The organism is Achromobacter sp. LC458, from assembly GCF_001005835.2.
GTDB classification, from domain to species: Bacteria; Pseudomonadota; Gammaproteobacteria; order Burkholderiales; family Burkholderiaceae_B; genus Achromobacter; species Achromobacter spanius_B.
Map to the genome: position 1 here is coordinate 67,698 of NZ_LBHW02000013.1, position 13,726 is coordinate 81,423.

A 13,726-nucleotide genomic window follows, 5' to 3' on the forward strand; every position below is an offset into this window, starting at 1 on the left:
ATCGACAGGGTTATGTCAGCTGAATTCTTCCTGAAAGAGAATAAAAAAACCCCTGTGCAAAGCACCAGGGGTTTTTTCTTGCGGGCCCCGTGTGTGGCCCGGCTTGTCTTTACCGATCAGGCAAAGTTCTTGGCGGCGAAATCCCAGTTGGCCAGTGCCCAGAAATTTTCCAGGTACTTGGGACGCGCGTTGCGGTAGTCGATGTAGTACGCGTGTTCCCAGACATCACAGGTCAACAGCGGCTTGTCGGCGGTGGTCAGCGGCGTGGCGGCGTTGCTGGTGTTGACGATGTCAACCGAACCGTCGGCCTTCTTGACCAGCCAGGTCCAGCCCGAACCGAAGTTGCCGGCTGCCGACTTGTTGAACGCTTCCTTGAAAGCGTCAAAGCTGCCCCACTTGGCGTTGATGGCATCAGCCAGCTTGCCGGTGGGTGCGCCGCCGGCCTTGGGGGCCAGGCTGTTCCAGTAGAACGTGTGGTTCCAGACTTGAGCGGCGTTGTTGAAAATGCCACCCGAGGACTTCTTCACGATGTCTTCCAGCGACAGCGTTTCGAATTCCGTACCCGGGATCAGGTTGTTCAGGTTCGTGACGTAAGTCTGGTGATGCTTGCCGTAGTGGAACTCCAGCGTTTCCTTGGAAATGTGCGGGGCCAGGGCGTCGAGTTCGTAAGGCAGGGGGGGAAGAGTATGTGCCATGTGTTGGTTCCTTCTGTTGAGTGCACGATCAAGCCGGTCAATTGTATCGGCAACTAATGAGGATACCGCGTTAACCCCGCGTCCGCGCGGGGTTAACGGCGCGCATGAGCATATGCGCGTTCACGCCGACGCACGGCGTGTCGCGCTGGCTTTTTGTAAACGCTACTCTTTCTCGTATCGCAGTTCCCTGCCGCCTTCCGACTCCACCAGCGTGCCGTCTTTGTGCACGGTGAATGTCTTGTGCAGCGGTGCGCCAGCGGCTTCTTCCGGTACGTCCTGGTCCACGCGTATCGCGCGCGTGCCGGCGTCCAGTTTGCTGATGTCCACCTGATGCCAACGCGCGCCCGAGGGCAGCGGCACAAACACGGCCAGTGTTTTCAAGGCGCCCGGCTCGATGGGTGCGCTGATGCCGTCTTCACCTTCGGACGGGCGCGGACCGCCCCCGTGATCGGCATCCGCCGACGACATCGCCACGTCAACTTTCACCGGGCGATCGCGGTAGAAAACGCGCACGGACAAAAAGCCGGGCTGGGCGGGGCCTGCGGGCCGGGTATCAGCACGCACGTCCTGGATAGGCGAATACGGCTGGATCGGCGGCGTGTCCAGAAACACCTGTTTGCCGTCGCTGCGCCAGGCGCCGCGCGCCGCGATGTCGACGGCGCCGTAGCTCAGCATGTAGTCAAAGCTGCCGTCCGGCGACAACAGCAATTGGCTACCGACTTCACGCACACCGTTCAGCACATACAGGCCCGCCAAGCCCGCGGAGTCGGCGGATTTGCTGGCCACCTTGGCGGCCCCTCGCCTGGACGGCGCGGGGGACGGGCAAGTGGCCGGCAGGGATGCACCGGCCACTTGGACGACACGCTGGAACGCGGGTGCGGACTGGCATGCCAGCGTATGAGCGAAGGACTGGCCAGGCGGTGCGGCGACCTTGTCAAAACGCGCACCGTGGCGCGCCAGCAATGACAGCATGGCGGGCTGGCCGGATTGCAACGCCACCCACGCCGGCCCGCGGCCCATGGCGTCGGCCTGGTCGGGACGCGCGCCGGCCGTGAGCATGGCGCGGACCAGGTCTTCGCGGCCCCGTTCGATTGCGGAGTTCAAGGGCGTCGCGCCGTCGTCCAGGGCCGCGTCCAGCGACCCCCCCGTAGCGTTCACGAACCGCAACAGCTGCACAAGTTCGCCCTGCCGGGCCACGTACCACTGCCGGCTATGAAGCAACTGAACCACGATGCGTCGCGACAGCGGCGCGGCGTCGGGCGCGCAGGTCGAGGGCTTGCCGGTAAAACCGGCCGCCTGCAATGCCGCGATATAGCCCGGCGCTTCGATCAGGCTGGCTTCGCCGCGTTCGGGCATGCAGGCTTGCGCCACGGGTTGGCCGGTGGCTTTGCTGATGCGGCGCACCAGCGCGATGTCGCCCGAGGCCACGGCCGCGTTCAACAGCGCGTACGAAGCCGGGGCGCGCGGCAGGCGTGGATCGTCCAACTTGGCGCCTGCCCGCAGCAGCCGTTCCAGCATCGCGGCGTCTTGCCTGCCGATCAGCCAGTACAGCGCGCTTTCGCCATCGGGCGCCAGGCTGACCGGGTCCGCGCCCTTGGCCAGCAAGGCGTCAACGACGGGCACTTGCCCCGACGCTGCGGCCAGCAGCAACAGCGGCGCGCCGTCGCCGCTGTCCGCGTCCCCCGCCTTCACTTCCGTGGGCACGCCAGCGTCGATCAGCATCAACGCCAATGACGTATCGCGGTTTTCCAGCGCGCGCCGGATCGCCCCCGTGCCCAGCGCCTTCAGGTCGAAGCCCGCATCGGCGAACAGGCGCAGCGTTGCGGCATCGCCCGATTGCACCGCGACATCGACGGGCGATTTCACGTCATAGCCTTCACGCTTGGCGCGGGGGTCGGCGCCCGCGGCCAATAGCAGCTTGATGGCTTGCGGTTTGCGGGCCTGTACCGCATCGGCAAGCGGCGTGTTGCCGTTTTGATCTTGCGGGTCGCCATCGACTGGCGCTCCCAGCGCCAGCAAACGTTGCAGCGTTTGCACGTCGCCACGGCGCGCCGCCAGGTTCATGATGGGCTGGGCGTCGGACTCCACTTTGGTGAACAGCGCCGCGCTGGAACCCGTTTGTGGGCCGCGTTGCGCGAACGGCATGTTCTTTTGCAGCAACTGCGCCGCAATATCGGGATGACCGCCCTGCACCGCCGCCTGCGCGGCGTCCAGCCAGATGTCGTATTGGCCGCTCTGGCCGTAGCCGGTGTTGGGGATTTGGCGCGGCCCAAGTTCCTTCAACACGGGCACCGCGCCGGCATTGCCCAGGTAGGCGGCCAGCGCCAAGGCGGTCAGCCCGTCTTCATACGCCGGCTTGGTGCCGGTGGCGGCCAGCGCCTGCAACGGTGCCGCGCCCTCGGTCAGTTCAACCATGGGCGACCACGCCAGGTAATCCGCCACGTCGGCGCCCGCGTCGGCATAGGGCTTGGCGGCGCCGGCCTTGAACAAGGCCAGCACCATGTGTGTCATTGATGGGCGGTCGACCAGACGCGGCAGATAGGTCATGCGCACCGCGAATTCAAAATCGCGATTCAACAGGAATTCAAGCGGGGTGCGGTGTTCATCGCCGCGCTGATTGGCGTCGGCACCGGCCGCCAGCAGCATGTCCATGAGTTCGGGCGTGCCATACAGCAGCGCCAGATGCAGCGGCGGACGACGCGATTCGTAGGTGACGTCGTTCAGCGGTGGCCGGGTGGCCAGCAGCGCGGCCAGCATGCGCGTGCGAGCAGGCAGCGTGGCCTGGTGAGCTTGGCGTATGCGATCGGCATCCTCGGTTGAAATGCCCCAGTACACGTTCTGAGCGCGCAATTCGCGCGGCGGCTTGAGCAGCGCGTGCAGCAGCGGCACGCCGTCCAGCGCGTAGTCGCCGGGCTGCCGGACCTGCGCCAATGCAGAGGCAAAAGCGTCGGGATCGTTGTTGCGTACGGCGGCAAACAGTGCGCGGGTGTCGGGGGTGTCGGCCTCTTTGTAGTCGCGGTAGGGCGACTGGCAATCGCAGTTGGCGGCGGGGGGCTGGCTTGCGGCCTGAGGCGGTGTCTGGGCCGAGGTCTGGGCCGAGGTCTGGGCCGAGGTCTGGGCCGAGGTCTGAGCCGGGGTCTGAGCCGGTACCTGCGTTGATTCCTGCGCTGATACCCGTGCCGGTCCTTGTGCTGATTCCGGCGATGTTGCCTGCGCTGATACCGGCACTGGTGTTGCCTCTGCCGCTTCCACTAGCGCTACGTGCCCCAGCGCCATGACCGTTCCGGCCAACACACCGGCCATCCAACCCATGCTTTCGTTGTGCCGCATTGCATCGCCTCAGAGTGCGTCAACCTGTCGTGCACCACCCCGCCGGCGCCCCCGCCGAATGCGTGGGCGCTGCCGGCCGGCGGATCGTTTCTGCTTAACCGGCGTCGCGGCTATTGCGGGTTTGCTGCACCTGCACCTGCGCCCCGCCCTGTGCAAAGCTCAGGTCCAGCGCCTGCCCGGCCGCCAGACTTGCGGCATCCCGCACGATGCGGCCATCGGCGTCCCGCGCGATGGCGTAGCCGCGCGACAAGGTATTGCCCGGGTCCAGCGCGCGTAACTGCGCCGTGGCCGCCGCCAACCGGTTGCGACCCTGCACGAGCAGACGCGCATGCGCCTGGCCCAGCTGACGCACGGCGCCTGCCAGGCGGTCGCCGGCGCGCCCGGTATCGGGCACGCGATGCGCCAGGCGTTGCGTCAGCAGATTGACGCGCGCGGTGCGCCGGGCTTGTGGGCCCGACCACGCCGACGCAAGCCGGAAGCGCAGGCTGTTCAGGCGTTCTTGCTGGTGCTCAAGCCGTTGCGACGGCGACACCAACTGCCCGGACGCACGATCCAGGCGCTGCGCGGCGCGTTCCAGCCGCCGTTGCTGGCCCCGAACCATGGCCTGGGCCGACTGCATGACGCGGCCCATCAATTCGGAACGTGGCACGCAGGCCAATTCGGCGGCGGCCGTGGGCGTGGGCGCGCGCACATCGGCCACAAAGTCCACGATGGTGAAGTCGGTTTCATGCCCCACGCCGCTGATCACCGGAATTTCGCTGACCGCGACCTGCCGCGCCAGGTCTTCGTCGTTGAAGCTCCACAGATCTTCGATGCTGCCCCCGCCGCGCACCAGCAGCAAGGTGTCGACCTCGGCGCGGGCGTTGGCCAAGCGCACTTGGGCGGCCAGGCGGCTGGCGGCATCGGCGCCCTGAACCGGGGCCGGATAGATGATGACGGGCACTTGCGGCGCGCGCCGGGCAAGCGCCGACAGCACATCGCGCAGCGCCGCTGCGTGCAGCGACGTAATGACCCCGATTGCACGCGGCAAGCGGGCGGGCTCGCGCTTGCGGGCCGGATCGAACAGGCCTTCCGAGGCCAATTGCTCTTTCAGCCGTAGAAACGCTTCATACAGATTGCCCAGACCGGCCCGGCGCATGGCGTCGGCCTGCAACTGGTAGTCGCCGCGCGGCTCGTACAGGGACACCCGCGCACGGATTTCGACCTGGTCGCCCGCCTTTGGGACAAAGCCGACTGCGCTGGCGCGGCTTCGGAACATGACAGCCCGCACCGAGGCCCGGCTGTCCTTGAGCGTGAAGTACCAATGCCCGGATGCCGCCTGCGTGAAGTTCGAAATCTCTCCGCGCACCCATAAAGCCGGGATGCTGCGCTCCAACAACTGCCCCACTGCTTGGTTTAGCTGGGCAACTGTCAGGATATCCCGCGTGAATGCGTTGTTTGTGACTGCAAATTCAATTGTCATGAGGCTTTCCGATGCGTACCTGTCCACAGGGCATACGTAGCGGGGCGCAATGATACCGCGTCCACAGATTTTTGCAGCGGCAGGCCCGAAAGCCAGCAAACTCCGTGCAAGTCGTTGATTTTCATATGTAAATTATAAAAACTCGATTGCGCTAATTTGAAGCAAACAAGCGCAAGCCCTGTGCCCACAAGCGTTCCGCCGAAGTTTTGCACAGAATTATCCACAATTTCTGTGGATAAATCGCGGGCCTTCCCGCCTTGCCACAAACCCGCCGCACCGTTACAGTTTCGGCTTGATCTGATGCCACGGCGCACGCACTGTTGCCGCCCTATGGCCCCCGGGAGTTGAACGCTTTGCTTTCCATTTTGCGCGAGGCCGGCTGGCCCATCTGGCCCCTGCTGGCGACATCCGTGCTGGGACTGGCGCTGATTTTCGAGCGCTTCCTCTCCCTGCGCCGCAGCCTTATCCTGCCCCGCGGCCTGAACGAACAGGTCGTGGACATGCTGCGCAACCGCCAGGACACCCCCGAAGCCATCAACCGCCTGGAACGAAACTCGCCGCTGGGCCGGGTGCTGGCCGAAGTGATGCGTCACCGCCATCTGCCTCGCGAAGAACTGCGCAACGTGGTCGAAGACACCGGCCGGGCCGTGGCGCATGACCTCAGCCGCTACATCCCCGCCATCGGCACCATCGCCGTCGTCGCGCCCTTGATGGGGCTATTCGGCACCGTGGTCGGCATGATCGAGATCTTCGGCTCGTACACGCCCGGCGGCGGCGACCCCGCCCAACTGGCGCGCGGCATCTCCATCGCGCTGTACAACACCGGCTTCGGCATCCTGATCGCCATTCCCGCCATGATTGCCCACCGCTACCTGCGCGGTCGGGTCGACGGCTATCTCAGCGCCATGGAGCAATCCGCCTCGCGCCTGGTCCGCGCCGTGTCGCCCGTGCCGCCGGCCCCTTCCACCCATCCCGCAGCCCACCCCGCGGCCTACCCCGCACGCGAGGGGCGTTCATGAATTTCCGCGGTTCCCGGGGCGATCGCGACGAGCTGGACATCAACCTGATCCCGCTGATCGACGTCTTGCTGGTCATCCTGATTTTCCTGGCCGCCACCACGTCGTTCACCCGCTTCACGCAGTTGAAGGTGACCCTGCCGCAAGCCTCGTCCGAGCAGGACACGCCGCCGGCGCTGGAAGTGGCCGTCAGCCAGGATGGGCGCTATGCGCTGAACGGCACGCTGATCGACGTCTCCACGCCTCCTGAAATCGCCGACGTACTGCGTCAGGCGGCCGCCGGCAAGACCGAGCCGCTGGTCATCATCAACGCCGACGCCCAAGCCACCCACCAATCCGTGATCAACATCATGGAAGCCGCCCGCCTGGCCGGCATCGGGCGCGTCAACTTCGCCGCCCAGACCTCACGGTGAGCACCCCGCGTTCGTCTCCTTCGCTGCTGGCCCGCCAGTGGCAGCATGGCGGCTGGCTGTCGACCCTGCTGGCGCCCCTGGCTGCGCTGACCGAATGGGCGGTGGCCAGAAAGCGCGCCGCCTACCTCAGCGGCGCCAAGCCCAGCTACCGCGCGCCGGTGCCGGTCGTGGTGGTGGGCAACATCTACGTCGGAGGCACCGGCAAGACCCCCATGGTGATCGCCACGGTGCAAGGCTTGCGGGCGCGCGGGTTCACCCCGGGCGTGGTCAGCCGCGGCTATGGCGTGAAGATCGGCCGCGAAGCCCGGGTCGGCGTCGGTGCATTGGCGGCTGATCGCTTTGGCGACGAGCCCGCGTTGATCGCGCGCGCCACGGGTGCCCCGGTATCCGTGCACCCGAAACGCACGTTAGCCGCCCGTGCGCTGCTCCAGGCGCATCCCGATGTGGACGTGATTGTCTCGGACGACGGCCTGCAACATCTGGCGCTGGCGCGTGACGTCGAAATCGTGGTGCAGGACGCGCGCGGCGTGGGCAACGGTAGGCTGCTGCCCGCCGGCCCACTACGCGAACCCGCGCACCGCTTGCAGGACGTGGATGTGGTCGTCACCAACATCGGCACGCCGGTCGGCCCCGGGGTCCAGGCCAACGCCAACGCTGTTCCCGCCCGCCGCCCGCGTCCGGTGAGGATGTGGCTGGAACCGGGCGACGCCCGCCACATCGAAGACGGCGCGACGCGCCCGCTTTCTGCCTTTGCGGGCCAGCCGCGCGTGGCGGCCGCCGCGGGCATCGGCAACCCGGAACGCTTCTTCTCGACACTGCGCGCGGCCGGAATCGAAGCGGACGCGACGCTGCCCTTGCCCGACCATCACGACTACGCTGATTCGCCCTTCCAGGGCCTGATGGCCGACGCGATCCTGGTGACGTCCAAGGACGCCATCAAATGTGCTGCGCTGCACGACGCGCGCCTGTGGGAAGTCCCCGTCACGGCGGCTTTTTCCGACGCCCGGTTGTTTGACTGGCTGGCACAAACGCTACACCAACGTCTCGCTCCAAAGTCGGCATCGGCAATCACCCAAGCGCGGCCGCCGACTTGAAAATCTGACTCTCGCCCGGGCCCGCCGGGCCTTGCCCGCCGCAAACTGTTTTAGAATTCCCGTCATGGAATCCCGACTTCTCGACATCCTCGTCTGCCCCCTGTGCAAGGGGCGCCTTGAAAACGACCGGCAGCACGCCGAACTCGTTTGCCGCGCCGACCGCCTGGCTTTCCCGATTCGCGACGGCATCCCCGTCATGCTTGAGTCGGAAGCCCGAGTGCTGGACGAAACCGCCCCCACCTGACCGCCGCACCGTGAGTTTCATCGCCTTGATCCCGGCGCGCGCCGCCTCGACCCGCCTGCCCGACAAGCCCCTTGCCGATATCGCCGGCAAGCCGATGGTCGTGCGCACTGCCGACCGCGCTGCGCTGTCCGGCGCATCCCGGCTGTACATCGCCACGGACGACGCGCGCGTGCAGGCGGCCGTGCAGGCCCATGGCCTGACCGCCCTGATGACGCGCGGCGACCATCCCACGGGCACCGACCGGCTTGCCGAAGCCGTCCAGCAACTGGGCTTGGCGGACGACGCCATCGTCGTGAACGTGCAAGGCGATGAACCGCTGATCGAACCCGAACTGATCGACGCCGTGGCGGCCAAGCTGCAAGCCTGCCCCCACGCCGATATCGCCACCGCCGCCTGCCCGCTGGCCGACGCCGAGGCGCTGTTCAACCCGAATGTCGTGAAAGTCGTGTGCACCGCCGACGATCGCGCCCTGTATTTCTCGCGTGCCCCGATTCCCTGGGCGCGCGATGCGCTGGCCAGCGGCGAACGTGTGCTGGCCGACGGGCTGCCCGCCTGGCATCACATCGGCCTGTACGCCTACCGCGTGTCGTTCCTGCGCCGCTTCCCGACGCTGCCGCAAGGCATGCTGGAACGCTTCGAGGCGCTGGAACAGCTGCGCGCCATGGAACATGGCCATCAAATCGTCGTACACCGTACGCTCAACCCTCCCGCAGCGGGCGTAGATACCCCGGCGGATCTGGAACGCGTGCGCTTGGTCTACAGCAAACAGATGTAAGGGTTATTTCCCATGGCGCAGCCCCGCATTGGCTGCTGCGTTGCGGCATAATCCCCCGGATCACAAAAAATAAACCCCATCAGGAGCACTCATGCGTCTCATCTTGCTCGGACCTCCCGGCGCCGGCAAAGGCACCCAGGCCGCGTTTCTCACCCAACACTTCGGCATTCCCCAAATCTCCACCGGCGACATGCTGCGAGCCGCGGTGAAGGCGGGCACGCCCTTGGGTATTGAAGCCAAAAAGGTCATGGATGCCGGCGGTCTGGTTTCCGACGAGATCATCATCGGCCTGGTCCAGGACCGCCTGAAGCAGCCCGACTGCGCCGGCGGCTACCTGTTCGACGGTTTCCCCCGCACCATCCCGCAAGCCGACGCGCTGAAAAGCGCCGGCGTCAAGCTGGACTACGTGGTGGAAATCGAAGTGCCCGAAGAGGACATCATCGAACGCATGAGCGGGCGCCGCGTGCACCAGCCCAGCGGCCGCAGCTACCACGTGCGCTTTAACCCGCCCAAGGTTGAAGGCCGCGACGACCTCACTGGCGAAGAACTGATCCAGCGCGACGACGATCGCGAGGAAACGGTGCGCCATCGCCTGTCCGTGTACCGCGAACAGACCCGTCCGCTGGTTGATTACTACTCGACCTGGGCACAGCAGAACGCCGCCGAAGCCCCGAAGTACCGGAAGATCTCGGGCGTGGGCGCCGTCGACGAAATCAAGTCGCGCCTGTTCGAGGCTGTCAACAGCTGATAGGCGCTTGGTTGGCCCAAAGGCCTTCGGCGCCGGCTGGACGCACCGCGCTCCAGCATCGGCCCGAAGGCCTTGTCGCATTCGGCGCCTGCCGCGCCGCTTTCATCCCCTTTGAATTGAACTGGTGGTAGAGACATGGAAATCGCGAACAAGGTATTCATCGTTACGGGTGGCGCATCGGGACTGGGCGCGGGCACCGTGCGCATGCTGGTGGAAAACGGCGCCAAGGTCGTCATCGCCGACGTGCAGGACGAGCCGGGCCAGGCCCTGGCCAAGGAATTGGGCCAGCGCTACGTGCATTGCGACGTCACGCAGGAAGCCGACGGCAAAAGCGCCGTGGCGGCCGCGCTGGAACTGGGTGCGTTGTTTGGGCTGGTGAACTGCGCGGGCGTCGCGCCTGCCGCAAAGATCGTCGGCAAGAACGGCGCGCACCCGCTGGAACTGTTCCAGAAGGTCGTGTCGATCAACCTGATCGGCAGCTTCAACATGATGCGCCTGGCCGCCGAAGCCATGAGCGCCAATACCCCGGAACCCACGGGCGAACGTGGCGTCATGATCAACACGGCGTCGGTTGCCGCCTTCGACGGCCAGATCGGCCAGGCTGCCTACGCGGCATCGAAGGCGGGCGTGGCGGGCATGACCCTGCCGATCGCGCGCGATTTGGCCAAGACGGGCATCCGCTGCATGACCATCGCCCCGGGCATTTTCGGCACGCCGATGATCTTCGGCATGCCGCAGGAAGTGCAGGATTCGCTGGCCGCCAGCATCCCCTTCCCCGCCCGCCTGGGCCGTCCGGAAGACTACGCCAAGCTGGTCTACAGCATCATCACGAACGACATGCTGAACGGCGAAACCATCCGCCTGGACGGCGCCATCCGCATGCCGCCGAAGTAAGAATGCCCCCACGCCGCGCATGCTTCGCACGCTTGCTGCCCCCCGAGGGGGCGTCTTTCCCCTTGGGGCGGCCCGGCGGGGAAAGGGCATTCTTGCGTAGTGCGTGGGCGGGGAGCGCACCGGTCCTTTCAACAGGCGTTGTGTTTGCGGGGCCAGTCCGCCCCAATTTTTCGTAGTCCCATCCATGAGCCTGTTTCGTTCGGCGGCCACCGTCAGCAGCTTCACCCTGCTGTCCCGCATTTCCGGCCTGATTCGCGACATCCTGGTCGCGCGCGCCTTTGGCGCCGGCCCTATCACCGACGCCTTCTGGGTCGCCTTCCGCATTCCCAACCTGCTGCGCCGCCTGTTCGCCGAGGGCGCGTTTGCCCAGGCGTTCGTGCCCATACTCGGCGCCGCGCGCAACAAGCGGTCTGAAGAAGACGTCCGCATCTTGCTGGACCGCGTGGCGCTGCTGCTGACCGCCACGCTGATGCTGATCACGTTGATCGGCATCGTCGCCGCGCCCTGGGTGGTGTCGGCCATGGCCAGTGGCCTGCGTGGCGCTGCCCGCGATACCGAGTTCGGCGCTGCCGTCTGGATGACGCGGATGATGTTTCCCTACATCTTCTGCATGTCTCTGATTGCGTTCGCCTCCGGCGTGCTGAACACCTGGCGCCGATTCGCCGTACCGGCCTTCACGCCCGTGCTGCTCAACCTGTCGATGATCGCCGCGTGCATCTGGCTGGCGCCGCGCATGGATGTGCCCGTCTACGCACTGGCCGTCGGCGTGATGATCGGCGGCGTGGCGCAACTGGCCGTGCAATGGGTGGCCCTGGCCCGCCTGGGGCTGACTCCGCGCTTTTCGCTGCGCTTTCGCCAAGCCTGGGCCGACCCCACCGTGCAGCGCATCCTCAAGCAAATGGCGCCCGCCACGCTGGGTGTGTCGGTGGCGCAGATATCCCTGCTGATCAACACCAACATCGCCACCTGGCTCACGCCAGGCAGCGTCACGTGGCTGTCCTTCGCCGACCGGCTGATGGAGTTCCCCACCGCCTTGCTGGGCGTGGCGCTAGGCACCGTGCTGCTGCCCAGCCTGTCCGCCGCCCACGCCCGCGATGACCATGGCGGCTACAGCGGCCTGCTGGATTGGGGCTTGCGTCTGGTGCTGCTGCTGGGCCTGCCCGCCGCGGTGGGCATGGCGCTGCTGTCGGACGGCCTGGTAGCCACCCTGTTCCACTATGGCGCCTTCGCCGCGCAAGACGTGCTGCAAACGCGCCTGGCCGTCATGTCGTACTCCGCCGGCTTGATCGGCCTGTTGGCCGTCAAGATTCTTGCCCCGGGGTTCTATGCCAAGCAAGACATCCGCACGCCCGTCAAAATCGCCATCGGCGTGCTGGTTTTGACACAGTTGATGAACCTGGTGCTGGTACCGTTCATGGCGCATGCCGGCTTGGCGCTGGCCATTGGCCTGGGCGCCTGCCTGAACGCCTTGGCGCTTCTGATCGGCTTGCGCCGCCGGGGCGTGTACCAGCCGGGGCCCGGCTGGACCGTGTTCGTGCTGCGCCTGCTGCCCGCCCTGGCGGCGTTGGCGGCATTGCTGTGGTACGCCGACGGCAAAATCGACTGGCTGGGCATGCAGGCCCATGCGGGACAGCGCGCCGGCTTGCTGGGTGGCGTTTTGGTGGCAAGCGGGGTGGTGTACTTCGGAACGTTGTTACTCTTTGGCTTCCGGCTTAAGGACTTTGGACGTCGGCCAAAAGTCTGATTTCGGCCGTTGCGCAGACAATCCCACCAAAAAGCCGGCTTCCCGCCGGCTTTTTGCACTAGATTCGTCAAGAAATGCCAACAGCCCGGTAATCTTTGGTAAAAAACCTTTATTATTTACAAATTGCCATCAAGAGGAACCCCCGCCGATTCACGGGCGGGAACATGAAGTGAAGTACGCCCAAGGACAACCCATGGCGGACCAGGTGATCAATTGGTTGCTACTGCTGCGCTCAGGTAAAGCGACAGCGCAGGACTACAACGACTTCCTGGCGTGGCGTGCGGCTGACCCTGTCCATGAGAACGCCTGGCAACAGCTGACGGGCTCATTGGCAGGTTCGACGTTTGGACGGCTAGGCGACGCTTATCCCGCAGCCGGGTACGCCGCCGGAGCCGCCCCCACGTCGCAGCCGCTGATCCCTCCGCCCCCGGCCATCGTGCCGCCACGCCGCCGATTTCTGGCCGGCTCGCTGGCGCTCGCCAGTACGGCAGCCGGCGCCGCCTATGTCGGCAACGCCTTCTATCCGCTGAGCAACGTTGCCGCCGATGCGGCCACGGCCACCGGCGAACGCCGCCGCTACCTGCTGTCCGACGGCAGCCAATTGCTGCTGGACGCCCGCAGCCGCGTCAACCTGGATTTCACGCCCGCCTACCGACAGGTTCGCCTGCTGGACGGCGCCGTAACAGTCTCGGTGGCGCCCGACGCGCGCCGCCCCTTCCTGGTACAGACCGCCGAAGGCACCGTGCGCGCATTGGGCACCCGGTACATGGTGCGCCAGCAAGCGCAGCGCACCGTGGTCGTGGTGCATGAACACGAGGTCGAAGTCGAAACGATGGCCGGCGCGCACGGCACCGTCCGTGCGGGAACGGGCGCGCGGTTCGACGTGTCACGCATGGATATCCCGCGCGCCGAGCTCATGGCGGAAGCCGCATGGGAGTCCGGCTGGGTCGACGCCCGGGGCCGCCCCCTGGCGGAAGTGATTGCGGCGCTGCGCCCCTATCGCACCGGTACGCTGCGCGTGTCGATGGCGGCCGGCGGCCTGCCCGTCTCGGGGCATTTCCCCCTGGACGACACCAACGCCGCGCTGGACACGTTGCAAGAGATGATGCCCATCCATGTCCGCCGCTTTACCCCGTGGTTTGTCTCTATCAACGTCGCGACGTGACAACGCTATGCCGCGCGCCTGTGCCTGGCGCCCGCTTCGTTGTATACTCAGCACCGTGTTTTTATCCAGTAGGCGCCGCGGGTTTTCCTCAAGGCTGTGTTTCAGGCTTTAGCAGAGGATCATCCGAAAGGGTTCTCTAGCCAGGG

Annotated in this window: 12 protein-coding genes; 9 read left to right on the forward strand and 3 right to left on the reverse strand. The window is 66.1% G+C overall.

The genetic code is table 11. The features are described from left to right. Positions 1–116: 116 nt before the first annotated feature. From sodB to xseA, 3 genes are all read right to left on the reverse strand, one after another. Complete coding sequence (sodB, locus tag YH64_RS13240; protein ID WP_046804702.1) at positions 117–695, reverse strand: superoxide dismutase [Fe]; 579 nt, start codon at positions 693–695, stop codon at positions 117–119. Positions 696–857: 162 nt separating this feature from the next. Further along, on the reverse strand, positions 858–4,025 hold the full coding sequence (locus YH64_RS13245; RefSeq protein WP_255444401.1) for an ankyrin repeat domain-containing protein: 3,168 nt from the start codon (positions 4,023–4,025) through the stop codon (positions 858–860). 94 nt (positions 4,026–4,119) lie between these two features. Further along, complete coding sequence (gene xseA / locus YH64_RS13250) at positions 4,120–5,487, reverse strand: exodeoxyribonuclease VII large subunit (protein ID WP_046804703.1); 1,368 nt, start codon at positions 5,485–5,487, stop codon at positions 4,120–4,122. A 353-nt stretch (positions 5,488–5,840) separates the two neighbouring features. Between xseA and YH64_RS13255 the strand changes: the two genes are divergently transcribed. The 9 genes from YH64_RS13255 to YH64_RS13295 all read left to right on the forward strand — a co-directional run bounded on the left by YH64_RS13255 (position 5,841) and on the right by YH64_RS13295 (position 13,580). Continuing rightward, positions 5,841–6,506, forward strand: a complete 666-nt coding sequence (locus YH64_RS13255) for a MotA/TolQ/ExbB proton channel family protein (protein ID WP_046804704.1) — start codon at positions 5,841–5,843, stop codon at positions 6,504–6,506. Further along, a complete protein-coding gene (locus tag YH64_RS13260) occupies positions 6,503–6,916 on the forward strand; it encodes a biopolymer transporter ExbD (RefSeq protein ID WP_046804705.1) in 414 nt (137 codons plus the stop codon). Before YH64_RS13255 ends, YH64_RS13260 begins: the two co-directional genes overlap by 4 nt. After that, a complete protein-coding gene (lpxK, locus tag YH64_RS13265) occupies positions 6,913–8,010 on the forward strand; it encodes a tetraacyldisaccharide 4'-kinase (protein ID WP_143215371.1) in 1,098 nt (365 codons plus the stop codon). Before YH64_RS13260 ends, lpxK begins: the two co-directional genes overlap by 4 nt. A 64-nt stretch (positions 8,011–8,074) precedes the next feature. After that, positions 8,075–8,254 (forward strand): Trm112 family protein, encoded by a 180-nt coding sequence (locus YH64_RS13270; protein ID WP_120156251.1) that lies wholly within the window; start codon positions 8,075–8,077, stop codon positions 8,252–8,254. A 10-nt stretch (positions 8,255–8,264) separates the two neighbouring features. Next, entirely contained in the window at positions 8,265–9,029 is a 765-nt protein-coding gene (gene kdsB, locus YH64_RS13275) for a 3-deoxy-manno-octulosonate cytidylyltransferase (RefSeq protein ID WP_046804708.1), read from the forward strand. A 91-nt stretch (positions 9,030–9,120) separates the two neighbouring features. Beyond that, entirely contained in the window at positions 9,121–9,777 is a 657-nt protein-coding gene (gene adk / locus YH64_RS13280; RefSeq protein ID WP_046804709.1) for an adenylate kinase, read from the forward strand. A gap of 135 nt (positions 9,778–9,912) precedes the next feature. After that, complete coding sequence (locus tag YH64_RS13285; protein WP_046804710.1) at positions 9,913–10,671, forward strand: 3-hydroxyacyl-CoA dehydrogenase; 759 nt, start codon at positions 9,913–9,915, stop codon at positions 10,669–10,671. A 184-nt stretch (positions 10,672–10,855) separates the two neighbouring features. Further along, complete coding sequence (gene murJ / locus YH64_RS13290; RefSeq protein ID WP_046804711.1) at positions 10,856–12,415, forward strand: murein biosynthesis integral membrane protein MurJ; 1,560 nt, start codon at positions 10,856–10,858, stop codon at positions 12,413–12,415. A 193-nt stretch (positions 12,416–12,608) separates the two neighbouring features. Next, entirely contained in the window at positions 12,609–13,580 is a 972-nt protein-coding gene (locus YH64_RS13295; protein ID WP_046804712.1) for a FecR domain-containing protein, read from the forward strand. Positions 13,581–13,726 lie beyond the last annotated feature (146 nt).